The sequence below is a fragment of the Mesorhizobium sp. WSM4935 genome (genome assembly GCF_029625735.1).
In the GTDB taxonomy this organism is placed as follows: Bacteria; Pseudomonadota; Alphaproteobacteria; order Rhizobiales; family Rhizobiaceae; genus Mesorhizobium.
On record NZ_JARTVR010000001.1, the window covers coordinates 334632 to 357621 of the forward strand.

22 protein-coding genes are annotated in these 22990 nt (G+C 64.6%); 4 read left to right on the top strand and 18 right to left on the bottom strand.

What is annotated here, in order from left to right:
* Position 1 precedes the first annotated feature (1 nt).
* The 4 genes from P9273_RS01560 to P9273_RS01575 are packed head-to-tail and all read left to right on the top strand — an operon-like array spanning position 2 to position 3593.
* Complete coding sequence (locus P9273_RS01560; RefSeq protein ID WP_040993867.1) at positions 2 to 1009, top strand: ABC transporter permease subunit; 1008 nt, start codon at positions 2 to 4, stop codon at positions 1007 to 1009.
* On the top strand, positions 1010 to 1921 hold the full coding sequence (locus tag P9273_RS01565; RefSeq protein WP_442920177.1) for an ABC transporter permease subunit: 912 nt from the start codon (positions 1010 to 1012) through the stop codon (positions 1919 to 1921).
* Complete coding sequence (locus P9273_RS01570) at positions 1921 to 2772, top strand: ABC transporter ATP-binding protein (protein ID WP_278047328.1); 852 nt, start codon at positions 1921 to 1923, stop codon at positions 2770 to 2772. The genes P9273_RS01565 and P9273_RS01570 overlap by 1 nt, the downstream gene beginning before the upstream one ends.
* Positions 2769 to 3593, top strand: a complete 825-nt coding sequence (locus P9273_RS01575; protein WP_278047329.1) for a dipeptide ABC transporter ATP-binding protein — start codon at positions 2769 to 2771, stop codon at positions 3591 to 3593. Before P9273_RS01570 ends, P9273_RS01575 begins: the two co-directional genes overlap by 4 nt.
* 236 nt (positions 3594 to 3829) lie before the next feature.
* Here P9273_RS01575 and P9273_RS01580 read toward each other — a convergent pair whose 3' ends face one another.
* From P9273_RS01580 to P9273_RS01665, 18 genes are all read right to left on the bottom strand, one after another.
* Positions 3830 to 5110 carry a cysteine desulfurase-like protein gene (locus P9273_RS01580; protein WP_278047330.1) on the bottom strand — a complete coding sequence of 427 codons (1281 nt, stop codon included), beginning with the start codon at positions 5108 to 5110 and terminating at the stop codon, positions 3830 to 3832.
* A 37-nt stretch (positions 5111 to 5147) separates the two neighbouring features.
* The gene (locus P9273_RS01585) at positions 5148 to 5822 is read right to left on the bottom strand and encodes an amino acid ABC transporter permease (RefSeq protein ID WP_040993874.1); all 675 of its coding nucleotides are present in this window, start codon (positions 5820 to 5822) and stop codon (positions 5148 to 5150) included.
* A 105-nt stretch (positions 5823 to 5927) separates the two neighbouring features.
* Positions 5928 to 6713, bottom strand: a complete 786-nt coding sequence (locus P9273_RS01590; protein WP_278047331.1) for an ABC transporter substrate-binding protein — start codon at positions 6711 to 6713, stop codon at positions 5928 to 5930.
* 100 nt (positions 6714 to 6813) lie between these two features.
* Positions 6814 to 7953 carry an aminotransferase class V-fold PLP-dependent enzyme gene (locus P9273_RS01595; protein WP_278047332.1) on the bottom strand — a complete coding sequence of 380 codons (1140 nt, stop codon included), beginning with the start codon at positions 7951 to 7953 and terminating at the stop codon, positions 6814 to 6816.
* 164 nt (positions 7954 to 8117) lie between these two features.
* Complete coding sequence (locus P9273_RS01600; protein WP_278047333.1) at positions 8118 to 8846, bottom strand: GntR family transcriptional regulator; 729 nt, start codon at positions 8844 to 8846, stop codon at positions 8118 to 8120.
* Positions 8847 to 9130: 284 nt separating this feature from the next.
* Positions 9131 to 9526 (bottom strand): RidA family protein, encoded by a 396-nt coding sequence (locus P9273_RS01605; RefSeq protein ID WP_278047334.1) that lies wholly within the window; start codon positions 9524 to 9526, stop codon positions 9131 to 9133.
* 29 nt (positions 9527 to 9555) lie between these two features.
* The gene (locus P9273_RS01610) at positions 9556 to 10704 is read right to left on the bottom strand and encodes an acyl-CoA dehydrogenase family protein (RefSeq protein ID WP_278047335.1); all 1149 of its coding nucleotides are present in this window, start codon (positions 10702 to 10704) and stop codon (positions 9556 to 9558) included.
* Between the two features lie 210 nt (positions 10705 to 10914).
* Complete coding sequence (locus P9273_RS01615; protein WP_278047336.1) at positions 10915 to 11727, bottom strand: enoyl-CoA hydratase family protein; 813 nt, start codon at positions 11725 to 11727, stop codon at positions 10915 to 10917.
* Positions 11724 to 12188 (bottom strand): MarR family winged helix-turn-helix transcriptional regulator, encoded by a 465-nt coding sequence (locus tag P9273_RS01620; RefSeq protein ID WP_040986048.1) that lies wholly within the window; start codon positions 12186 to 12188, stop codon positions 11724 to 11726. Before P9273_RS01620 ends, P9273_RS01615 begins: the two co-directional genes overlap by 4 nt.
* A complete protein-coding gene (locus tag P9273_RS01625) occupies positions 12182 to 12955 on the bottom strand; it encodes an SDR family NAD(P)-dependent oxidoreductase (RefSeq protein ID WP_278047337.1) in 774 nt (257 codons plus the stop codon). The genes P9273_RS01620 and P9273_RS01625 overlap by 7 nt, the downstream gene beginning before the upstream one ends.
* Positions 12952 to 15246, bottom strand: a complete 2295-nt coding sequence (locus tag P9273_RS01630; protein ID WP_278047338.1) for a bifunctional salicylyl-CoA 5-hydroxylase/oxidoreductase — start codon at positions 15244 to 15246, stop codon at positions 12952 to 12954. The genes P9273_RS01625 and P9273_RS01630 overlap by 4 nt, the downstream gene beginning before the upstream one ends.
* A 193-nt stretch (positions 15247 to 15439) precedes the next feature.
* Entirely contained in the window at positions 15440 to 16039 is a 600-nt protein-coding gene (locus P9273_RS01635) for a VOC family protein (RefSeq protein ID WP_278047339.1), read from the bottom strand.
* An 80-nt stretch (positions 16040 to 16119) separates the two neighbouring features.
* Positions 16120 to 16944, bottom strand: a complete 825-nt coding sequence (locus P9273_RS01640) for an ATP-binding cassette domain-containing protein (protein ID WP_278047340.1) — start codon at positions 16942 to 16944, stop codon at positions 16120 to 16122.
* Positions 16937 to 17815, bottom strand: a complete 879-nt coding sequence (locus P9273_RS01645) for an ABC transporter ATP-binding protein (protein WP_442920185.1) — start codon at positions 17813 to 17815, stop codon at positions 16937 to 16939. The genes P9273_RS01640 and P9273_RS01645 overlap by 8 nt, the downstream gene beginning before the upstream one ends.
* 8 nt (positions 17816 to 17823) lie before the next feature.
* A complete protein-coding gene (locus tag P9273_RS01650) occupies positions 17824 to 18672 on the bottom strand; it encodes an ABC transporter permease (protein ID WP_278047342.1) in 849 nt (282 codons plus the stop codon).
* On the bottom strand, positions 18665 to 19672 hold the full coding sequence (locus P9273_RS01655) for an ABC transporter permease (protein ID WP_278047343.1): 1008 nt from the start codon (positions 19670 to 19672) through the stop codon (positions 18665 to 18667). The genes P9273_RS01650 and P9273_RS01655 overlap by 8 nt, the downstream gene beginning before the upstream one ends.
* 70 nt (positions 19673 to 19742) lie before the next feature.
* Positions 19743 to 21272: an ABC transporter substrate-binding protein gene (locus tag P9273_RS01660; RefSeq protein ID WP_278047344.1), complete on the bottom strand. Its 1530-nt coding sequence runs from the start codon at positions 21270 to 21272 to the stop codon at positions 19743 to 19745.
* 91 nt (positions 21273 to 21363) lie between these two features.
* Positions 21364 to 22938 (bottom strand): phytoene desaturase family protein, encoded by a 1575-nt coding sequence (locus P9273_RS01665; RefSeq protein WP_278047345.1) that lies wholly within the window; start codon positions 22936 to 22938, stop codon positions 21364 to 21366.
* Positions 22939 to 22990 lie beyond the last annotated feature (52 nt).

The following is a 22990-nucleotide window of genomic DNA, read 5'->3' on the forward strand; positions in this document are numbered from 1 at the left end:
GATGCTCCGATATCTTCTCAACAAAATCGCCCTTTTGATCCCGACCCTGGTCGGCATCACCATCTGCGCCTTCGCCTTCGTCCGTCTGCTGCCCGGGGACCCGATCCTCGCCATGGCCGGCGAGCATGGCGTCGCTCCCGCCCGCTACGAAGAGCTCAAGGAACAGTTCGGCTACAACCTGCCGATCTGGGAGCAATACGCGCGCTATGTCCGTGAGGTGGCCACCGGCGATTTCGGCGTTTCCATCTCGTCCAAGCGGCCGGTCCTGGAGGAGTTCAAGACGCTCTTCCCGGCGACGCTGGAACTGTCCTTCTTCGCCATGATCTTCGCCATGGTGATCGGCATTCCCGCCGGCATCTTCGCCGCCGTCAAGCGCGGCTCATGGTTCGACCAGTCGCTGATGGGTACCGCACTTGTCGGCTATTCGATGCCGATCTTCTGGTGGGGCCTGCTGCTCATCATCTTCTTTTCCGGCTATCTCGGCTGGACGCCGGTGTCGGGCCGCATCGGCCTGCAGTTCTTCCTCAAGCCGATCACCGGCTTCATGACCATCGACAGCCTGCTTTATGGCAAATGGGATGCGTTCCGCTCCGCGCTCAGCCACCTTGTGCTGCCTTCGATCGTGCTCGGCACCATTCCGCTGGCGGTGATCGCGCGCCAGACGCGCTCGGCCATGCTCGAGGTGCTGGGCGAGGACTATGTCCGCACCGCGCGCGCCAAGGGCCTTTCGGCGGCCCGCGTCATCGGCGTGCACGCGCTGCGCAACGCGCTGATTCCGGTCGTCACCACCATCGGCCTGCAGGTCGGCACGCTGCTTGCGGGCGCCATCCTCACCGAGACCATCTTCGCCTGGCCGGGCATCGGCAAATGGATGGTCGATTCCATCTTCAAGCGCGACTATGTCGTCGTGCAGTCGGGTCTGCTTTTGATCGCGCTCATCGTCATGGCGGTGAACCTCATCGTCGATGTGCTCTATGCCGTCATCAACCCGCGCATCAGGGCAGCGTAAATGAGCCAGTCAACAGAAATCGCCCCGATGGCCGCCGGCAGCCCGGATCGTCTGACCGGCTTCAAGACGTTCTGGCATTATTTCGCCGTCAACCGCGGCGCGGTCATCGGCCTGTTCGTGTTCATCCTTTTGGTGCTCGCAGCGCTCTTCGCGCCGCTGCTCGCGCCCTACGCGCCCGACATCCAGGACAAAGCCGCCTTCCTCAGGCCGCCGGCCTGGCAGGAAGGCGGCTCGACGCAATATCTGCTGGGCACCGACCCGGTCGGCCGCGACATCCTTTCGCGCCTGCTTTATGGCGCCCGCTTCTCGTTGCTGATCGGCGCGGTGGTGGTCACGCTGGCGCTCACCGGCGGCATCACCCTCGGCCTCTTGGCAGGCTATTTCCGCGGCTGGGTCGACGTTGCGATCATGCGCGTCATGGACCTGATCCTGGCCTTCCCGTCGCTGCTGCTCGCGCTGGTCCTTGTCACCATCCTCGGCCCCGGCCTGTTCAACGCCATGTTGGCGATCGCGCTGGTGCTGCAGCCGCATTTCGCCCGCCTGGTGCGCGCCGCCGTGATGGCCGAGAAGAGCCGCGAATATGTCGTGGCGGCAAAGGTCGCTGGTGCCGGACACCTCAGACTGATGCTCCGCACCATCCTGCCCAACTGCTTGGCGCCGCTGATCGTGCAGGGCACGCTGTCCTTCTCCAACGCCATCCTGGAAGCCGCCGCGCTCGGTTTCCTCGGCCTCGGTGCGCAGCCGCCGACGCCGGAATGGGGCACGATGCTTGCCTCGGCGCGCGAATTCATCCTGCGCGCCTGGTGGGTGGTGACCTTCCCCGGTCTCGCCATCCTCATCACCGTGCTTGCCATCAACCTGATCGGCGATGGCCTGCGCGACGCCCTCGATCCCAAGCTCAGGAGGTCGTGATGGCGCTGCTCGACATCCGAAATCTTGTCGTCGAATTCCAGACCGCGTCGGGCCCGTTCCGCGCCGTCGATGGCGTCTCGCTCCATGTCGACGAGCGTGAGGTGCTTGCCATCGTCGGCGAATCCGGCTCCGGCAAGTCGGTGTCGATGCTGGCCGTGATGGGCTTGCTGCCGTGGACTGCCACCGTCACCGCCGACCGCATGACCTTCAACGGCCGCGACCTTTTGAAGATCAGCCCGGCCGACCGCCGCAAGATCATCGGCAAGGATATCGCCATGATCTTCCAGGAGCCGATCGCCAGCCTCAACCCTTGCTTCACCGTGGGTTTCCAGATCGAGGAAGTGCTGCGCTTCCACATGGGCATGGACAAGGCCCAGCGCCGGGCGCGCGCCATCGAGCTTTTCAAGCAGGTCGGCATTCCGGAACCGGCGGAGCGGCTCAACTCCTTCCCGCACCAGATGTCGGGCGGCCAGTGCCAGCGCGTCATGATCGCCATGGCGATCGCCTGCAACCCGAAACTCCTGATCGCCGACGAGCCGACCACGGCGCTCGACGTCACCATCCAGAAGCAGATCCTCGACCTCTTGGTCTCGTTGCAGGCCAAATACGGCATGGGCCTGATCATGATCACCCACAATATGGGCGTGGTGGCCGAGACCGCCGACCGCGTCATCGTCCAGTACAAGGGCCGCAAGATGGAAGAGGCAGACGTGCTGTCGCTCTTTGAATCGCCGAAGAGCAACTACACGCGCGCGCTGCTCTCGGCGCTGCCGGAGAACGCCGTCGGCGACCGGCTGCCGACCGTCTCCGACATGCTGTTCGAGCCCGCACCCTCGGGAGCCGGCGCATGACCAAGGTTGTCGAAGGCAAGGATATCAAGCGCGACTACCATATCGGAGGCGGCCTGCTCCGCGGCGCGCGCACCGTGCATGCGGTGAAGGGCGTCTCCTTCAGCGTCGAGAAGGGCAAGACGCTGGCGATCGTCGGCGAGTCCGGCTGCGGCAAGTCCACGCTCGCCCGCATCATCACGCTGATCGATCCGGCCACCTCCGGCGAGCTCTTCATCGACGGCAACAAGGTCGATATCGCCAGGGACGGGCTCACCAAGGAAATGCGCCGCAAGGTGCAGATCGTGTTCCAGAACCCTTATGGCTCGCTCAATCCGCGCCAGAAGATCGGCGACGTGCTCGGCGAGCCGCTCCTGATCAACACCGACAGGCCGGCCGAGGAGCGGCGCGACCTTGCGATGAAGATGCTGAGAAAGGTCGGCCTCGGACCGGAGCACTACAACCGCTATCCGCACATGTTCTCTGGCGGCCAGCGCCAGCGCATCGCTATTGCCCGCGCGCTGATGCTGAACCCGAGCCTTCTGGTGCTGGACGAGCCGGTTTCGGCGCTCGACCTCTCCGTGCAGGCGCAGGTGCTGAACCTGCTCGCCGACCTGCAGGACGAGTTCCAACTGACCTATGTCTTCATCAGTCACGACCTGTCGGTGGTGCGCTATATCGCCGACGATGTGATGGTGATGTATTTCGGCGAAGCCGTCGAATATGGCCCGCGCGACGAGGTCTTCTCCGACCCCAAGCACGCCTACACCAAGACGCTGTTCGCCGCGACGCCGCGCGCCGACATCGCCAGCATCAAGGCGAGGCTGGCGAAGAAGGCGGCCTGACGTCTGCTTCGTCCTCGTAAAGGGCGCTAGCCCAGAGGTCTTCTAGGGCGGAGCGCCGCGAAGCGGCGCGCAGACCCAGAATCCATGCCTTAGCTCACTCGAAAGGCGCAGCGGAGCAGAATTCTGCACGGTGAGCGGCGCTCGGATATCACGGCATGGATCCTCGGGTCTGCGCCGCGTCGCTTCGCTCCTTGCTCCGCCCGTGGATGACGACGCTGAGTCCAGTGCGCCTCTGCCTACGACAACTTCGCAATGACGGCCCGCAGCGCTTCCCCAAACCGGCGCACTTCCTCGACCGTGTTGTAATGCACTAGCGAGGCGCGGATGGCGCCGCTGTCCATTGAGAGGTTTAGCCGCTTCATCAGGCGCGGCGCATACATGTGGCCGTCGCGGATCCCGATCTGCATGGCCGCCATCTCCTCGACGATCCGTTGCGGCGAGAGCTTACCGATGTTGAAGCAGAAGGTCGGCACGCGCTCATGGATGCGCGCCTCGTCGGCGATGCCGTAGATGGTGGCGCCACAATCCTTCAGCACCTGCAGCATCTCGCGCGCCAGCATCAGCTCGTAGTCGCGGATGGCGTTCATGCCGGCGACGATGTTGTCGCGGCGTGAGCGATTGTTTTGGGCTAAGAAGTTGCGGCCGACCGATTCCAGATAGCGCACCGCCGCGTCCATGCCGGAGACGTTTTCGTAGATGAAGGTGCCGGCCTCGACCTTGTAAGGCGGCTCGTCCGGAATGAAATCCTCGCGGAAGGTCGGCAGCCGCCTCAGCGTTTCGAAGCGGCCCCACAGAAAACCCATATGCGGCGAGAAGTTCTTGTAGCCGGAGCAGACGAGATAATCGCAGTCCCAGGCCTGCACGTCGATCAAGCCGTGCGGTCCGTAATGCACGCAGTCGAGGAACACTGCGGCGCCCGCGGCATGCGCGATCCTGGCCACCGATGCGACATCGACGATCGAGCCGATCGAATGCGCCGTCACCGTGCAGGCGACGAGCCGGGTGCGTTCGGAAACCAGCGGCTTGAGATCGTCGACATGCAGATTCCCGTCCTCGCGCATGCGCCACCATTTGAACTTCGCGCCGACCTGTTCCAGCGCCAGCCAAGTGGCGATGTTGGCGTCATGATCCATGTCGGTGACGACGATCTCGTCACGATCCGAAAGCATCTGGCCGATGCCGAGGCTGACCAGGCGGATGAACGAGGTGGCGTTCATGCCGAAGCAGATTTCGGAGGGGCTGTAGGCGTTAATGAGAAGCGCGACGCTCTCGCGTGCGTCCGCTACCGACTGGTCGACGCTAACACTGCGGCCATAGCGGCCGCCGCGCTGCACATTGTGCCCGACCAGATGGTTGGTCACCGCATCGAGCACGCTTTGCGGGATCTGCGCGCCGGCGGCATTGTCCATGAAGATGAAATCGCCGGCTTGGCTAAGCGCCGGGAACATGGCGCGGATTTTTTCGACCGGGAACGAGGCGGCGCCCTCCTGCGCTTTCGAAACATGGTGCTGGTTCACGAGGCGTCTCCTTCAGGTCATCGATGCAAAAATGGGTTCAGTGCGCGGACCGGGCCTTACCGCGCTCTTCGAGGTAGCCGACCAGTCTCACCAGCGGCCACAGGAAAGCGAGATAGATGATCGCGGCGCCGATCAGCGGCGTCGGGTTGGCCATCAGCGCCTGCGCGTCGGTCGCCTGCTTCAGAAGGTCGGGCATCGCCACGACGGAGGCCAGCGCGGTGTCCTTGAATACCGAGACGCAATTGCTGGTGAGCGGCGGGATGACGACGCGGATCGCCTGCGGCAGCACCACCTTGCGCATGGCCACCCAGAAGGGCAGGCCGAGCGCGGCCGCCGCCTCGAACTGGCCTTTCGGGATGTTCTGGATGCCGGCGCGGCAGACTTCCGCGGTGAAAGCCGCAAGCACCAGCGACAGCGCGAGTGCGGCCGACACGAAGGACGACAGGCGGATGCCGATAAAGGGCAGGGCGTAATAGATCAGGATCAGCACCACCAGAATCGGCAGCGCGCGGAAGACGTCGATATAGAGCGTCGCCAGCCGCCTCAACGGCTTCGGCGCATAGAGCCGCACCAGGCAGATCGCCAATCCGGCAATGGTGCCGAAGACGATGGCCGCCAAGCCGAGCAGGATGGTGTTGCCCAGCCCGCGGATCAGGATCGGAAACGATCGGACCAGGATGCCCCAGTTGAAGAAGGTGTCGATCAGTTCCATCGGCTCACCATGAAGGCAATGCCAAGCCCACCGCCTTCGCGGGCCTGAAGGGTGGAGGCGGGAGCGCCGGCCTGGCCGGCACTCCCGCGGCGATATTTCGCCGGACTATTGGGGGATCGGACCGGGCGTCACGGTGCTGGTGCCGGCTTCCGGATCGACGCCGAACCACTTCTTGTGGATTGCCGCCATCGTGCCGTCCTTCTTCATGGCGGTGATCGCGTCGTTGACCTTCTCGAGCAGCGGATGACCCTTCTTGGTCATCATGGCGAAGCGCTCGCCGGTCGGGATGCGCACCAGGATCTTCAGCGCCGGCATCTGCTTGATGGCGAACAGGAAGCCGGCGAGCTCGCCGGCGCCGCCGTCGATGCGCCCGTTCTGCACGTCGAGCAAAAGGTCCTGCTGGGCGTTGTAGCTCTTGGTCTCGGCGACGCCGAGCTTGGCGGCGTTCTCCTTCATATAGGCTTCGCCGGTCGAGCCTGCGATGACGCCGATGGTTTTGCCCTTGAGGTCGTCGAGCGACTTGATGGCCGAATCCGCCTTGCCGACGATCGTGCCGTCGCTGTCGTAATAGGGTTGCGTGAAGCCCTGGTTCTGCAGCCGCTCCTTGGTGACCGAGATCGAGGATACGGCGAAATCGATGCGGCCGGAAGCAGTCGCCGCGAACAGCGCCTGGAAACCGAGGTCCTGGAATTCGGCATCGGCGCCGATGCGCTTGGCGACATCGTTGGCGACGTCGATCTCAAAACCCTCGAAGCCGCCGGAATCGGTCTTGTATTCCCATGGCGGGTTGGCCGGATAGGCGCCTACCATGATCTTGTCGGCAAAGGCGGGCGCCGCGAAAGCCACACCCGCGCCAACGATCACCCCAATCAGTCCTAGACGTTTCAACATTGTGCTTCCCTCTGGTTCGGCCACGTCAAAGTGACTCATTTCCTCTTCCGCTTCTTCCGGCGCCAGCTCCCAGGCGCCGCAGGCGAGACGGTGCCTGCAATCAGGATGCGCGGCGATGCCGCGAACCGATATGTTCCTCAAGCCTGGCGATCAGCGCTTCGACCGCCGCTTCCGTGGTGACCATGCCGGGCGACAGCCTGAGCGTCGTGCCGCGCGCATCGCAGTAGAGGCGCTCGTTGCGCAGCGAAGCGATAATCCTCGCCGCCTCGACGCCTTGCGGCAGGCCGAGCATGACGCTGCCGCCGCGCTCTCTGGCATCGAGCGGCGAACGCAGTGTCCAGCCATTGTCGAGCGCCGCGCCGATGATGCGTTCGACCAGCGTGGCGTTCTGCGCGCGGATGGCGTCGATGCCGGTCTTTTCCACCCATTCCAGCCCGGGCAACGAGGCGACGCTGGCCAGGATCGCCGGCGTGCCATGGTCGAAGCGGCGCGCATCGTCGGCATAGGCGAAGGCGTCGAGATCCCAGGAGAACGGGTTCGGCTGGCTGAACCAGCCGCGCAGCTCCGGCCGGCAGGTCGCGAGCAATTCCGGCGCGACCTGCAATATGCCGGCGCCGGAGGAACCACATAGCCATTTCAGCGAGGTCGAGACGACGAAATCGACCGGCGTCGCGGCAACGGAAAACGGCGCCACGCCGATCCCTTGCGTGACATCGACGCCGACAATGCTGCCCATGGCGCGGCCATGCGCCGCCAGCCGCTCGATGTCGCAGCGATGCGAGGCCGTCGAGGTGACGAAGGTGATGAGCGCGAGCCCGACATCCTCTTGCCAGCGGGCGATGAAATCCTCATCGCGCACCCAGCTCTCGCCCGGTCGCAGCGGCACGGTGTATAGCATAAAGCCGAAACGCTCGGCCAAGCCCGCGAGCAGGAAATGCAGGCTCGGAAAGCAGTCGGCTGCGACAAGCAGCCGTTTGCCCGCCAGGCGCTCGGCCGGCAGGCCGCCGATCAGGCTATAGAGCGCGGAGGTGACATTCTCGGCCGTGGTCAATGTGCCCCGCGGCGCTTCGATCAGCCGCGTCCAGGCGTCGATGAAGCGTTGGCGGGCGGCCAGCGCGGCCGGCCATTGGCCGTCATCTTCTGCTGACCAGACGCCGGAAAATTCCGCCAGCGCGACGGCCATCGCTTCGGCCTTGCCGGGGAAAGTTCCGATCGAATGATAGAGAAAATAGCCGGACATTTGCTGTCTCTCGCTCCCTTGTGATCATGTGATCACAAAACCAGGCGGCGATCAATCCTTTAAGGCTAAAGAAAGCCAGCGGGGGACGATCAAAAAGCGATTACTTGGGCCAGCGCGGCTGCGGCCGGACCGTTTCCGGACTTCGGTCACCGACGTTGAGAAAATCAGGACGCTTTGCCGAAACCGGCGAAATCGACCGCCTTGGGCTCAGGCACCTCGGGACAGATCGTGCGCAAGGTCGCTTGAGTCGCTGTGATGTCGGCCACCACCTCGTCGCGGGCGCGCGGAAAATCCTTGTCCTTGAGCGCTGCGATGATCGCGGCGTGACGCCCCGAGGGCTCCATGGTGCCGGCGCGCATCAGCGGCGCGACATGGTTGGACAAGAGCCGCATATAGGGGCCGAAGCGCAGCCACAGCGTTTCGATCAGCTGGAACAGCACGTCGGAGCCGGATGCGCGATAGATGGTGAAGTGGAACTGCTGGTTCTTGGCGATCAGCTCGTAGATACTGCCGTCGCGGCCGATCGCCTGCTGGTCGTCGGTGACCCTCTGCAAGCTGGCGATGTCGGCAGCGGTCAGGCGCGGCGCGCCGAGCTCGGCCGCCAGCCCTTCGACGGCGAGCCGGGCGCGGCAGAGATCGTCGAGCCTGGCCCGCGTCACCACCGGCACGCAGGCCGAGCCATTCTGCGAGATCTCCAGCGCGTTCTCCGCCGCCAGCCGGCGCAGAGCTTCGCGCACCGGCATGTTCGAGGTGCCGAAGGCCTCGGCCAGCGAGGCGATGGTCAGCACCTGCCCGGGATCGAAACTGCCGACCATCAAGGCGTGGCGAAGCTGTTGGTAAACGCCATCCTGGACGGTGATGCGTCCCGATACAGGTTCGAAGCCCAGAGCCACGCTTTTGCTTTCCTTGGGTGCCGGCAAAGTCTATGTGCGATGACATACCCGCCAAAGCGGGCGTGATCATCTGATCACAGATTGTCGCGGCAGCCAAGCGGCTGTGAGAACTCGCCCGTCTGGCCACCGCCGGTGCTGCCCCTCATCCGCCTGCGGCACCCCGTTCACGGGAGAAGAGGCGGTAGCCAGATGAGGAGCGGCGGCAACGTTGAAGTTTTTGATCATCTTCGCTTGGTCTCAGGCCAATTGCCCGCCGTTGCGAAATGAAGCCAGTGCGCCTCAGCTCACTCCGGAATAACCGCCATCGCCTGGATCTCCACCTTCGCCCGGTCCTCGACCAGCGCCACCACCTGCATGGCGGCCATCGCCGGGAAATGCCGGCCGATGACAGTGCGGTAGGCCTCGCCTATTCCCTTAAGATTGGTGAGATACTCGGCCTTGTCGGTGAAATACCACGTCATGGAAGTGATATGCTGAGGCTCGCCGCCGGCTTCAGCGAGCACCGCGACGACATTGGCAAGCGTCTGGCGCACCTGGCCGACGAAATCGTCGGTCTCGAACTTGCATTCGGCGTTCCAGCCGACCTGGCCGCCGATGAAGACAAGCCGGCCACGCGCGGCCACGCCATTGGCGTAGCCGATCGGCTTGGCCCAGCCCTCCGGCTGCAGAATGGTGTGCATGTCCAGTTCCCCCTGGTTCAACTCTGTTCTCACGCCCCGCCCATTACCTGCCTGGCGATCACCACCTTCTGCACGTCCGAGGCGCCCTCATAGATGCGCAGCGCCCGGATCTCGCGATAGAGGCTCTCGACGACATGGCCCTTGCGCACGCCGTCGCCGCCATGCAGCTGCACGGCCTTGTCGATCACCTCCTGCGCCTTGTCGGTGGCGAAGAGCTTGGCCATCGCCGCCTCGCGCGTCACCCGCGTGGCGCCCAGGTCCTTGGTCCACGCGGCGCGGTAGATGAGCAGCGCCGCGGCGTCGACATCCAGCGCCATGTCGGCGATATGGCCCTGCACCATCTGCAGCTCGGCCATCGGCGCGCCGAACAATTTGCGCTCCGCGGCGCGTTTGACGCTCTCGTCCAGCGCACGCCGCGCGAAGCCGAGCGCCGCCGCCCCCACCGTGGAGCGGAAGACGTCGAGCACCGACATGGCGATCCGGAAACCATCGCCGGGCTTGCCGATAAGCGCTGAGGCCGGAACGCGTACATTGTCGAAGGACAACCTGGCCAGCGGATGCGGAGCGATCACCTCGAGCCGCTCGGCTATGCCCAGTCCCTTGGTGTCGCCGGACACGATGAATGCGGAAATCCCCTTGGCGCCCGGCGCCTCGCCCGTGCGGGCGAAGACGACATAGAGGTCTGCGATGCCGCCGTTGGAGATCCAGGTTTTCTCGCCCGACAGCACATAGAAGTCGCCGTCGCGGACAGCCGTCATCTCCATGTTGGCGACATCGGACCCGGAGCGCGGCTCCGACAGCGCAAAGGCGGAAATCGCCTGGCCGGCTCGTGTCTTCTCCAGCCAGCGCTGCTGGTCCGGCGTGCCGAACAGCGAGATCGCGCCGGTGCCCAGCCCCTGCATGGCGAAGGCGAAGTCGGCGAGGCCATCATGGCGGGCCAGCGTCTCGCGCGTGATGCAGAGCGCGCGCACGTCCAGCGGCGCGGGATTGGCCGGGTCGAGCGCCGTCGGCTTCAGCCAGCCGTCACGGCCGAGTTTAGCCGCCAGCGCGCGGCAGGCGGCGTCGACATCGCGGTGGTCGACGGGAAGGTTTTTCGCGCACCAGGCGTCGAGGTTTTCGGCGAGTTGGCGGTGGCGGTCTTCGAAGAAGGGCCAGGAGAGGAAGGAGCGGTCAGGCATGGAGAGAACCTCCTGCGTAGCGTTCCTTCACACCCCCCTCTGTCCTGCCGGACATCTCCCCCGCAAGGGGGGAGATTGGCAGCTTCGATCTCGGCGCCCATCCTGAGACGTTGATGATTGGCGAAAGCGATGCAATCAGCTGATCTCCCCCCTTGCGGGGGAGATGGACGGCAGGCCAGAGGGGGGTGCCTGGGCGAAAACCGTCCATCGTTAGTTCCCCTCGAACACCGGCTTTTCCTTCGCCACGAACGCCTTGTACGCCCGCTCGAAATCGCCGGTCTGCATGCAGATCGCCTGCGCCTGCGCTTCCGCCTCGATCGCCTGATCTAGGCCCATCGACCATTCCTGGTTGAGCTGCGTCTTGGTGATGCCATGCGCGAAGGTCGGGCCGGAGACGATGCGCGCCGCCATGTCGAGCGCGTCGGCTTCGAGCGCCGCCGCATCGACCAGACGATTGTAGAATCCCCAGCGTTCGCCCTCAGCGGCACTCATGGTGCGGCCGGTATAAAGCAGTTCGGCAGCGCGGCCCTGGCCGATGATGCGCGGCAGGATCGCGCAGGCGCCCATGTCGCAGCCGGCAAGGCCGACGCGGGTGAACAGGAAGGCGGTCTTCGCCTCCGGCGTGGCGATGCGGATGTCGGAGGCCATGGCGATGATCGCGCCGGCGCCGACCGCGACGCCGTCGACCGCCGAAATGATCGGCTTGCCGCAGGCGAGCATCGCCTTGACGAAGTCGCCGGTCATGCGCGTGAAGGCGAGCAGCGCCTTCATCTCCATCTTGACCAGCGGCCCGATGATGTCGTGGACATCGCCGCCCGAGCAGAAATTGCCGCCATTGGGCAGGAACACCACGGCGTCGACGTCGTCGGCATAGACGAGCTCGCGAAACGTGTCGCGCAGCTCGGCGTAGCTGTCAAAGGTCAGCGGGTTCTTACGCTGCGGCCGGTCGAGCCAGATTTTCGCGACCTTGCCTCCGACTTCCCAGAGGAAGTGCTTCGGCTTGAGTTTGGCCATGGCGCTCATTCGCGTCCCTCCCAATTGCTGCGGAACGATTTCAGCATGCCGGTCAGCCGGCGCGCCTCGTCCTCACTGACGGTGCCGAGCAGTTCGCCGACCCAGTTCTCATGCGCGGCGGCAATCGCGGCGAAAGATTTCGAACCCTCCTCGGTCAGCCGCACCATCGAGGTGCGGCGGTCGCCATTGCGGCGCGCCCGTGTTACCAGCCCTTCGGAAACCAGCCGGTCGACGATGCCCGTGACGTTGCCGTTCGACACCAGAAGGAAGCGCGACAGGTCGCTCATCAGCATGCCTTCCGGCGAGCGGTAGAGCGCCGCCATCACGTCGAAGCGCGGCAGCGTGGTGTCGAACTCCTTCTTCAGCCGCTCGCGCAGCTCGGCCTCGATGGTGCGCGAGGCGCGCAGCAGGCGGATCCAGAGACGCAGCCGCTCCTTGCCCGGTCCGGTGGAGGTCGGTCCCGCTACCATGTCTCGCCCCCGGAGACCGAGATCGCCTGTCCGGTGATCGATCGCGCAGCATCGCTGCACAGCCACAGCACAGTGGACGCGACCTCTTCCGGTTGAATAAAACGCCCCTGCGGATTCGTCGCTGACAGGCTCTGTCGCGCTTCTTCCACTGAGCGGCCGGTCTTCTCGACGATGCGTTGGACCGACTCTTCCAGCATGTCGGTTTCGACGAAGCCGGGGCAGACGGCGTTGACCGTCACACCCGACTTGGCGGTTTCGGCGGCCAACGCCCGCATCAGTCCGACGACACCATGTTTGGCGGCGACGTAAGGAGCGACATAGGCGTAGCCCTTCAGGCCGGCCGTCGAAGCGACGAAGACGATGCGACCTGTCTTCCGCGCAAGCATGCCGGCCAGGGCCGGCTTCACCGTCAGGAAGGCGCCGGTGAGGTTGACGTCGAGCGTGCGCTGCCAGTCGGCCAGTGCGGTCTTGTGCGCCGGCGCGCTGCCGGCCATGCCGGCATTGGAGACGACGATGTCGAACGGCCCGCGCGCGGCTTCGGCCTTCTCGTGGAGGGCCGCCATCTCAGTCTCGTTCGTGACGTCGGCGGCGAGCCCAGAGATGCGGCTATTCTCCTTCGCGACCTCGGCCAGCGCCGCTTCGCGCCGCCCGCAGATGGTGACGTTCACGCCGGCTTCCGCCAGCGCAAACGCGATCGCCTTGCCGACGCCGGAGCCGCCGCCCGTAACCAGCGCGTGCTTGCCGGCAATTTCGCGCGCGGCGCTCATACTTTGAGCCCCGCCGCTGCCTCGCGCTCGGCCAGCCGGTAGATCTGGTCGCGTCCGCGCAGATAAGGATCCGGCCATTTGACGCCGCGATCGCCAAGTGTGACCGCCGCATGCAGCGTCCAGTAGGGATCGGTGAGATGCGGCCTGGCCAGCGCTACCAGGTCGGCGCGCCCGGCCATCAGGATCGAGTTGGCATGGTCCGGCTCGTAGATATTGCCGACCGCCATCGTCGCCATGCCGACCTCGTTGCGGATGCGGTCGGAGAACGGGGTCTGGAACATGCGGCCGTAAACCGGCTTGGCGGCGATGGTGGTCTGCCCGGCCGACACGTCGCAGAGATCGACGCCGGCCTGATGCAGCAGCCTGGCGATCTCGACCGCGTCGGCCGGTGTCACGCCTTCGATGCCCACCCAGTCATTGGCCGAGATGCGCATCGAGATCGGCTTCCCGGCCGGCCACACGGCCCGCACTGCGTGGAAGATCTCCAGCGGATAGCGCATGCGGTTCTCAAGTGAGCCGCCATACGCGTCGGTGCGCCTGTTGGTCAGCGGCGTGATGAAGGCGGAGAGCAGGTAGCCATGTGCGGCATGGATCTCCAGCATGTCGAAGCCGCAGCGCTCGGCCATCTGAGCCGAAGCGACGAACTGATCGCGGACCATGTCCATGTCCGCGCGGTCCATCGCCTTCGGCACCTGGTTCTGCGGCGACCATGGCACGGCCGACGGCGCCATCACCGGCCAGTTGCCGGAAGGCAGCGGCTCGTCTGTTCCTTCCCAGCCGAGACGGGTCGAACCCTTGGCGCCGGAATGGCCGATCTGGGCGCAGATTTTGGCCTCGGTCTCGGCATGGACGAAATCGACCAGCCGCTTCCACGCGACTTCATGCTCTGGTCTGTAGAACCCCGGGCACCCGGGCGTGATGCGCCCTTCGGGGCTGACGCAGGTCATCTCGATATAGACCAGTCCCGCGCCGCCCTTGGCGCGCTCGGCATAGTGGGCGAAATGCCAGTCGGTGGGGCAGCCGTCGACGGCCTTGTACTGCGCCATCGGCGACACGACGATGCGGTTGGTGAGCGCCATGTCGCGCAGCCTGAACGGCGCGAACATCGGCGCGCGGCGTAAGCTGTTGCCACCGGCGCCGGCCTTGCGCTGGAACCATTCCTCGGCGCCCGCCAGCCATTCGGCATCGCGCAGGCGAAGGTTCTCGTGGCTGATGCGCTGGGAGCGGGTGAGCAGCGAATAGTTGAACTGAACTGGATCCAAACCGAGATATCGTTCGACTTCCTCGAACCATTCGAGTGAATTGCGCGCCGCCGACTGCAGCTTCAGCACCTCGGTGCGCCGCGCATCCTCGTATTTGTTGAAGGCCGCCTCGAGGTTGGGCTCGGACTCGACATAATCGGCGAGCGCGACCGCGCTTTCGAGCGCCAGCTTGGTGCCGGAACCGATCGAGAAATGCGCCGATGCCGCCGCGTCGCCCATCAGTGCCAGGTTCTTGTAAGACCAGCGCTCGCATAGCACGCGCGGGAAGTTGATCCAGGCCGAACCTCTGATGTGGTTGGCGTTGGTCATCAGCGGATGGCCGCCGAGATGCTTTTCGAAGATGCGCTCGCAGACGGCGATCGATTCCTGCTGCGTCATCTGGCCGAAGCCGAAGGCAGCCCAGGTCTTTTCGCTGCATTCGACGATAAAGGTCGCGGTCTCGCTGTCGAACTGGTAGGCATGCGCCCACACCCAGCCATGCTCCGTCTTCTCGAAGATGAAGGTGAAGGCGTCGTCGAATTTTTGCGTGGTGCCGAGCCACACGAACTTGCACTTGCGAATGTCGATATCCGGCTTGAAAACGTCGGCGAAGGCGGCGCGCGACTTCGAGTTCAACCCGTCGGCGGCGACCACCAGGTCGTGCGTTTCCATGAAGGGTTTGGGATCGGAAATCTCGGTCTCGAACATCATCTTGATGCCGAGTTCGCGCGCTCTGCGCTGCAGCAGGATCAGGAGCCGTTTGCGGCCGATACCGCAGAAACCATGGCCGGTGGAAACTGTGCGCACGCCGTCATGGATGACAGCGATGTCGTCCCAATAAGCAAAATGCTTCTTGATCCAGACCGCGCTGACCGGATCGTTCCTGGTCAGGTTCTCCAGCGTCTCCGCCGACAGCACGACGCCCCAGCCGAACGTGTCATCGGGACGATTGCGCTCATAGACCGTCACCTCATGCGCGGCATCGCGCAATTTCAGCGAAATGGCAAAATAGAGTCCGGCCGGACCGCCACCGAGAACCGCAACCTTCATGTCTTGCGATCTCCTCTAGAGCAATTCCAGGAAAAGTGCGTAGCGGTTTTCCGTCCGGAATTGCGTAAACTCCATAAGGTGTCGAAAGTCGCCGGCAAGGCCGGCGATCCCGATCGTCACTATCGCGCCGCCCGGCAGTTATTTCAAGCTTGAAGTTTCATAATTGAACGATTTGCGTCGGCGCGTTGGTTCTTCATTTGGTCGGATCCTTCGGGCTCCACAGGACCGTCTCGGCGCCCTTCTCATAGGCCATGCCTTCGGGATAGCTGATGGCTTCAAGCTGCAGGCCCCAGGGCGCCTGGAAATAGAGGATGGTCTGCCCGGCCGCCGGCCCTTCCTTCACCGGCAGCGGTCCCATCCTGGTCTTCACGCCCTTGGCTTCGAGATAGGTCTTGGCCGCGGCGACATCGTCGACATAGAACGCGATGTGGAAGCCGCCGATATCGCTGTTCTTCGGCGTCAGGTCCTTTTGGTCGGGCGCGGTGTATTTGAACAGCTCTATGTTCGATCCATAGCCGCAGCGCACCATGGTGATCTCCTCGATCACCGCCTTCGGATCGACGCCGAGCAGGTCCTGCATAAAAGTGCCTTTGTCGTCGGCGAACGGCCCGAAGGACATTGCCTTCTTGCAGCCGACGACATTGGTGAAGAAGTCGACGGCCTGCTTCATGTCGGGCACGGTGATGCCGGTATGGTCATGCCCGCGCATGCCGGGGATCGAATCCGCTGAAGCCGCTCCCATTGCGCCGAACAAGGAGGCCGCGAAGACCGCTGCCTGGGTTGCGTATTTCATGTCACCCTCCATTGGCGGGCTGACTTGTCGTCGCGCACATCCGAGGCCCGCTGGTCGGCGTGCGGATATCGAGACTCAATTCATGCCGGCGCTTTCGGCTTCAGCCAGTCGGCGTCGATCTCGGGCAGCGGAATGGCGGCGAGCAAGTCGCGCGTGTAGGCTTCCTTCGGATTGTCGAACAGCGTGTCGGTGGCGCTTGCCTCGACGATCCTGCCTTCGCGCATGACGATAACCTGCTGGCAGAGCCGCCGGATCACCGACAAATCGTGGCTGATGAAGGCGACCGTCAGGCCCATCTCGGCCGCGAGTTTTTCCAGCAGCGTCAGGATCTGCGCCTGCGTCGAGACGTCAAGGCCGGAGACGATCTCGTCAGCCAGCACGAATTTCGGCGACAGCGCGAGCGCCCGCGCGATGCCGACGCGCTGCCTTTGTCCGCCCGACAGCTCGTGGCGATAGCGGCTGGCGAAAGTTTGCGGCAGACCGACACGGTGCAGGGCTTCCGCGACGCGCTCCTTCAGCCGGTCGCCAAGCCCGTTCTGCCGCAAGGGGGCTGCGATGATGTTGAAGATCGTATGGCGCGGATTGAGCGACGACATTGGGTCCTGGAAGATCATCTGCAGGTCGCGGCGCAGCGGCCTCAGCTCTCCCTCCGAAAGATGGCCGATGTCGCGCCCCTCGAAGGCGATCGCGCCGGCGCTCGGTTCGAGCAGCCGAACCAGTGCGCGGCCGAGCGTCGATTTGCCCGAGCCGGACTCGCCGACGATGCCGGTGACCGATCCTTTGGGAAGATCGAAGTCAAGCCCTTTCAGGATTTCGGCCAGCGGCGCTCGGCCGACCAGCGGCTTGCGCGTCATGTCGGGCAGCGCCACCTTCAGCCCGCGCACGGAAAACAGCGGCTCAGCCATGGCCGGGCCTCCAGTCCTTGTCAGCGGCGGCGATTTCGGCCGCCAGCCCGGCAAGCACGCTCTCGTCCACCGGCTTCAGCGATGCGTAGGGATCGGTGTAGCGCGGCGTCGCCGCGATCAGCGCCCGCGTATAGGGATGCTGCGGCGCCGCGAAGAGCTGCGCGGTCTCTGCCTCCTCGACCACCTTGCCGGCATAGAGCACCGACACTTTCTGGCTGATCTTTGCGACGACGCCGAGATCGTGGGTCACGAACAGGATCGCCGTGCCGTGGTCGCGCTGCAGCTGCGCGATGAGCCGCAGGATCTGCTTCTGCACCGTCACGTCGAGCGCCGTCGTCGGCTCGTCGGCGACGATCAGCCTCGGTTCCGCGGCGAAGGCCGCCGCGATCAGCACGCGCTGGCGCATGCCGCCGGACAATTCATGCGGATAGCTTTTCAGCACGCGTTCCGGGTCGCGGATCTGCACCTCGTCGAGCAACTGGCGGATGCGCTCCTTGGCTGTTTCGCCGCTCCAGCCGAGGATGCGCACCAGCCTGTCGGTCATCTGCGCGCCGATGCGGCGCGACGGGTTGAGCGCGGTCAGCGGATCCTGCGGGATCAGCGCGGTGCGCGCGCCGATCAGGGTCCGCCGCGCCTTGGCGTCGAGCCGGCCCAGATCCTCGCCCTCGATCAGCATCTCCCCTTCGATGATGCGCACGCTTTTCGGCAGCACGCCGAGCACCGCCTTGCCGATCATCGTCTTGCCGGCGCCGCTTTCGCCGACCAGTGCGCGCACCTCGCCCGGCTGCACGCTGAGCGACACGGAGCGCAACACGCGCTGGCCGTTGGGCAGCACGGCGCTCAAGCGGCGGATGTCGAGGCATGGTTTCATATTGGCGCTCATCGCAGCACCGGATCGAAGCGCGCCTTCAGCGCTTCGCCGAACTGGCTGAACGAGAGCACGGTGAGGATCAGCGTGATCAGCGGGAACACCAGCACCCACCAGGCCTGATGGATCGACAGCCGTCCCTCGGCGATGATGCTGCCCCAGGTCGGATCGTCGGTCGAGATCGACAGGTTGACGAAGGACAGGATCGCTTCGACGATGACGGCGATGCCCATTTCGAGCGACAGGAGCGCCACCACCGACGGCAGCACATTGGGCAGCACTTCGCGCAGCATGATGCCAATGCGGCTATAGCCGGCGATGCGCGCGCTCTCGACATAATCCATGCGGGCCTGGCTCATCGCCTCGGCGCGGATCACCCGGCAGAAGCGCGTCCAGTCGATGATCGCAATGGCGAGGATGACGGAGCTCAGGCCGGTGCCGAGCACGGCGACCAAAAGAATCGCGAACAGCACAGGCGGGAAGGCCATCCAGACGTCGACGACACGCGAGATGATGCGGTCGGCCCAGCCGCCGAAATAGCCGGCGATCAGGCCGAGCGCCGAGCCGATGAGGCAGGCCGACGTCGCCGCCGCGAAGGCGACGATGAAGGCGATGCGGCCGCCGAAGATCAGCCGCGACAGCAGGTCCCGCCCCAGGCTGTCGGTGCCCAGCCAATAGCCGGGTTCGGCACCGTCCAGCCAGAAAGGCGGCAGCCGCTCCAGCATCAGGTCCTGAGCCAGCGGATCCTGCGGCGCGACCATGGGCGCGAAGATGGCCGCGAGCAGCGCCAGCAGAAGCCAGCCGCCGGCCAGCCATAGCCTCGGGCTCAAGCCGCGTCGGGGGATGCGCGCCTCATCCATGGCGAAGCCTCGGATTGAGCAGCGCATACATCATGTCGACGGCGAGGTTGATCAGCACGAAGAGCAGCGCGAAGACCAGCACGATGCCCTGGATCAGCGGCAGGTCGCGGTTGATGACGGCATCGATCGCCATGTTGCCGAGCCCCTCATAGGAGAACAGCCGCTCGACGATGACGGTGCCGCCGATGAGGAAGGTGAACTGCACGCCGACCAGCGTCAGCGTCGGCAGCGCCGCGTTCTTCAGCGCCTCGCGCAGGATCACCTGCGTCTCGGAAAAACCCTTCACGCGCGCCAGCACGACATAGTCGAGGTCGAGCACTTCCTTCAGCGACTGTTTCAAGAGCTGGGCGATGATCGCCGCCAGCGGCAGCGCCAGCGCGACGGCCGGCATCAGCATGTGCTTGATGAGGTCCCAGGTGAGATCGAAGCGCAGCCTCAGAATGCTTTCGGCGAGATAGAACTGGGTGGCGAAGGGCAAATCGAGCTGCGGCGACACCCGGCCTGAAATGTCAAAGACCGGCACCAGCACGCCGAACAAAAGGATCAATACCAGCCCCCAGAGGAAATCGGGGATGGAGAGCGTCGCGCCGCTCACGATGTCGATGCCGGCTTCGATCGCCGTGCCGCGCGAGCGCGCGCCGAGGATCGCGGCGGTAGTGCCTATGGCGATCGCCATCAGCAGCGCCACGGTCGCAAGCTCCAGCGTCGCCGGCAGCCGGTTGAAGACGAGGCCGAGCACGTCCTGGCGCAAGGATATCGACGTGCCGAAATTCCCATGCAGCACGCCGCCGAGCCAGATGAAGAACTGCTGCACGATTCCCTTGTCCAGCCCATAGAGCGCGCGCAGCCGAGCGATGTCGTCGTCGCTGGCGCCGGGCGGCAGCATCATCGCGATCGGGTCGCCGGGCGCGACGCGGATGACGACGAAGACGACGACGGCGACGCCGAAAAGGGTCACCAGCATCGTCGACAGACGAACAAGAAATCTCTGCAGCAGCATGCGCCCATATGTCCGGATGAAAATGCGCGCCGTCTTGCGGACGGCGCGCGTGGCGATCCAAGACCGGTGATCAGGCGGCCGGGGTCATAAGCGCCGGCAGCAGCGCGCCGGACACATGCTGCACGACATTGACCTTCGTCGAATGCACGATCGGTTGCGCATACTGGATCAGCGGCAGCACATAGGCCTGCTCGGCGATATATTTGTCGACGGCCTTCCAGCCGGCGATGCGCTTGGCCTCGTCCTTCTCGCCCCAGAGCGGCCCGATCTTGGCGTCGAGATCATCCGTCTTCCAGGACGAGTGCGGCGACGGGCCGAACATGGCGAAGCCCGTCGAGGTGGTCGGGTCGCCGATCGAGTTGCCCCAATTGTAGAAGGCGGCCGGCGCCAGCTTGTGCGCGGCGCGCAGCTCGTAATGCTTCGCGATCTCGTAGACCTCGATCTCGGCCTCGATGCCGACCTTGCGCCACATGCCTACGATCGCCTGCACCATCTCATAATCCTTGGGCTTGAAACCCTTGGTGGTCTGGATGGTGAACTTGGCCGGTTTCTTCGTCGAATAGCCGGAGGCGGCGAGCAACTCCTTGGCCTTGTCCGGATTGTGCTCGACCTTGATCGACGGATCGAAGGCCGCGTATTCCGGCGTCTCCAGCGTGTCGATCGGCTGGCCGTAGCCGCGCAGCAGCCGCTTGACGAGGAGTTCCTTGTCCACCGCCATCACGGCCGCCTGCCGGACGTTCTTGTCGAGCATCGCGTCCTTGTTGTTGAAGAAGATCATGCCGATGTCGGAGACGTTCTTGATCGAGCCGGCCAACCCGTCCTTGGCGATCAGCCGGTCATATTCCTCATACGGAATTTCAAGCGTCACCTGCGAGGAGCCGGACTCGATCTCCGCGACGCGGCTCGCCGCGTCGGTGACGAACTTGATCGTCACATTCTCGAAGGCGGGCTTCGTGCCCCAATAGTGCGGATTGGCTTTCAGCCGCAGGAAGGCGTTACGCTCGAACTTGTCGACCATATAGGGGCCCGTGCCGATCGGCGCTTTCTCGAAACCGTCCGCGCCGACCTTCTCGTAATAGGCCTTGGGCAGGATGTAGCCGGTCAGGAACGACATCCACTTGAAGTAGACAGGGTCGAACTGCACGACGTCGCCGGTGATCTTGTTGCCGTCGATCTTGAAATTGTTGACGTTCTTCCAGACAAACTGGATCGGGTTGCCGGTCTTCTCGTCGCCGGCCCGCTGCAGCGACCACACCACGTCTTCCGGTGTGAAGGGCGAGCCGTCATGCCATTTCACGCCGTTGCGCACCGTCATCATCACCTTGGTGCGGTCGTCGTTCCAGCCCCATTCGGTGAGCAGTCCGGGCGTGAAGGACAGGTCCGGCTTCTGGCCGATGATCTGGTCGAACACCGACTGATAAAGGCCCTGGATGGTCGGGTTCACCGCCGAGGGCCCGGTCGTCGGGTCCCAGGAGGGCAGGTTGACGTTATAGGCGATGGTGAGCTCGTCCGCCGCCTTTGCCGCCCTCGGCAGACCGAGCGTGGCAGCACCCAGCGCCGCGGCGCCATATCCAAGCAAGTCACGTCTGTTGATGGTCATGGTCGTTCCCCTTGTTGGTTGTCATTTGTCCGCGCGGCGGTTTCGTTCGGTGGTGGGCATCCGCGCCTTGTCCATCCCGGAATTGTTCGGCTCAACTTCCTCCCAACTGTTGGGCGAGCATATAGCCGGAGCCCGCGCCCGTGCCGGCGCCCGGCCATGTCGCAGCGCCGGTCAAGTACAGGTTGGCGACCGGCGTGTTCCAGCGCGCGAAGCCGCGCACCGGGCGGAAGAGGAAATTCTGCGCCAGATGATGGCTGCCGCAGATCTGGTCGCCGCCGACCAGGTTCGGATTCTCGCGCTCGAGGTCGAGCGGCGAGAAAATCGCTTGGCCAAGGATTTTTTGGCGCAGGCCCGGCGCAGAGCTCTCGATGATGTCGAGCACGCGCTCGGCATAGGCGTCCTTGACGGCGTCCCAGTGAGCGGGCGCGATCTTGCCCGCGGCATCGCCAAGGATCTCCGCCGGCAGCATGCGCACCTGCACCCACAGCACATGCTTGCCTTGCGGCGCGCGCGACGGATCGACGGCCGTCGGCTGGCCGACGACGAGCACGGGTTGGTCGGGCAGCATCCCGGCGATCGCCTGCTGGTAGACCCGCGACATGCCGTCGAGCGACGGCGCCAGATGCACATAGGCGAATTGGCGAAGCTCCGTGCCCGCGCTCCAGTCCGGCAGGTCGTCCAGCGCCAAATGGATCATCATCGTGCCCGGCGCATGGCGGAATGTCTTCATCGCCGCGTCGAAGCCGCCGTCGCCTGAGCCATTGGGCAGCAGCTTGCCCGGTAGCGCTCTCGGCGCGACACCGGCAATGACGGCCTTGCGCGCGACATGGGTTTCACCGGATGCTAGCCGCACCCCGGTCGCCTTGCCGACGGAAACCGTGATCTCGGCGACATCCGCTCCGGTCGTGATCTGGCCGCCGGCCGCCTTCACCATGCCGGCCAGCGCGCGGATGATGGTGTCGGCGCCACCCTTGCCCAGCACCATGCCGAAACTCTGGTTGGCCATCGATTCCAGGTAGGGGAACACAGCACCCCCGGCGATGTCGGGCGAGAAGTCGAGATGCATGCCCCAGGCCGCGAGCGTCGTGCGCACATGCGGTGTCTCGAAATTTTCCTCCAGCCAGGCGCGCGGCGATGACAGCAGCAATCGAGCCGTATCGAGCGCGCCAGCCACGCCCTTCCTGCGCCACAGGTTCCAGGCCGTACCGGCCAGCGCGCGGGCGCTCATCGGCGAACCCAGCAGCCGGAACAGGTGCTCGGCCTCGCCAGGGAAGCCGCCGACCAGACGGCGCCACGTGGCCTCGTCCGCCGCCGAGAAGGCGGCGAGCCGCGAGACGGTCTTTTCCAGATCATTGCTGACGCCGAACCATTTGCCGTCCGGGAAGACGCTTGCGAAACAGTCGGCCACGGGCGCGAATTCCAGTCCGTGGCTTTTCAATTCATTTGCATATTTCCGGTGGAAGGCGGAGCCGGCGAAGAGGCTCAAATTCATCGCGCCGAAATCGTGCCGGAAGCCGGGAAGCGTGTATTCGGCGGTCCGCACCGCGCCGCCGATCGCCTTGCTGCGCTCAAAAACCGCTATTTTCCAGCCTTTGAGCGCCAAATGCGCGGCGCATGCCAGACTGTTGTGGCCTGCCCCGACAAAGATGGCGTCGAACTCGCTCACGCCCCGCCCCAAAATGCTTTATGCTTAAAGATAATTGCAGATGCATATGTTT

Excerpts from the sequence above, each read along its gene's own strand:
- P9273_RS01625 (WP_278047337.1), bottom strand. The coding sequence starts at position 12,955 with ATGAGCGCCGCGCGCGAAATTGCCGGCAAGCACGCGCTGGTTACGGGC.
- P9273_RS01635 (WP_278047339.1), bottom strand. The coding sequence starts at position 16,039 with ATGAAATACGCAACCCAGGCAGCGGTCTTCGCGGCCTCCTTGTTCGGC.
- P9273_RS01650 (WP_278047342.1), bottom strand. The coding sequence starts at position 18,672 with ATGGATGAGGCGCGCATCCCCCGACGCGGCTTGAGCCCGAGGCTATGG.
- P9273_RS01590 (WP_278047331.1), bottom strand. The coding sequence starts at position 6,713 with ATGTTGAAACGTCTAGGACTGATTGGGGTGATCGTTGGCGCGGGTGTG.
- P9273_RS01630 (WP_278047338.1), bottom strand. The coding sequence starts at position 15,246 with ATGAAGGTTGCGGTTCTCGGTGGCGGTCCGGCCGGACTCTATTTTGCC.
- P9273_RS01585 (WP_040993874.1), bottom strand. The coding sequence starts at position 5,822 with ATGGAACTGATCGACACCTTCTTCAACTGGGGCATCCTGGTCCGATCG.
- P9273_RS01645 (WP_442920185.1), bottom strand. The coding sequence starts at position 17,815 with ATGAAACCATGCCTCGACATCCGCCGCTTGAGCGCCGTGCTGCCCAAC.
- P9273_RS01570 (WP_278047328.1), top strand. The coding sequence starts at position 1,921 with ATGGCGCTGCTCGACATCCGAAATCTTGTCGTCGAATTCCAGACCGCG.
- P9273_RS01655 (WP_278047343.1), bottom strand. The coding sequence starts at position 19,672 with ATGCTGCTGCAGAGATTTCTTGTTCGTCTGTCGACGATGCTGGTGACC.
- P9273_RS01595 (WP_278047332.1), bottom strand. The coding sequence starts at position 7,953 with ATGTCCGGCTATTTTCTCTATCATTCGATCGGAACTTTCCCCGGCAAG.
- P9273_RS01660 (WP_278047344.1), bottom strand. The coding sequence starts at position 21,272 with ATGACCATCAACAGACGTGACTTGCTTGGATATGGCGCCGCGGCGCTG.
- P9273_RS01640 (WP_278047340.1), bottom strand. The coding sequence starts at position 16,944 with ATGGCTGAGCCGCTGTTTTCCGTGCGCGGGCTGAAGGTGGCGCTGCCC.
- P9273_RS01560 (WP_040993867.1), top strand. The coding sequence starts at position 2 with ATGCTCCGATATCTTCTCAACAAAATCGCCCTTTTGATCCCGACCCTG.
- P9273_RS01565 (WP_442920177.1), top strand. The coding sequence starts at position 1,010 with ATGAGCCAGTCAACAGAAATCGCCCCGATGGCCGCCGGCAGCCCGGAT.
- P9273_RS01615 (WP_278047336.1), bottom strand. The coding sequence starts at position 11,727 with ATGAGCGCCATGGCCAAACTCAAGCCGAAGCACTTCCTCTGGGAAGTC.
- P9273_RS01575 (WP_278047329.1), top strand. The coding sequence starts at position 2,769 with ATGACCAAGGTTGTCGAAGGCAAGGATATCAAGCGCGACTACCATATC.
- P9273_RS01605 (WP_278047334.1), bottom strand. The coding sequence starts at position 9,526 with ATGCACACCATTCTGCAGCCGGAGGGCTGGGCCAAGCCGATCGGCTAC.
- P9273_RS01620 (WP_040986048.1), bottom strand. The coding sequence starts at position 12,188 with ATGGTAGCGGGACCGACCTCCACCGGACCGGGCAAGGAGCGGCTGCGT.
- P9273_RS01610 (WP_278047335.1), bottom strand. The coding sequence starts at position 10,704 with ATGCCTGACCGCTCCTTCCTCTCCTGGCCCTTCTTCGAAGACCGCCAC.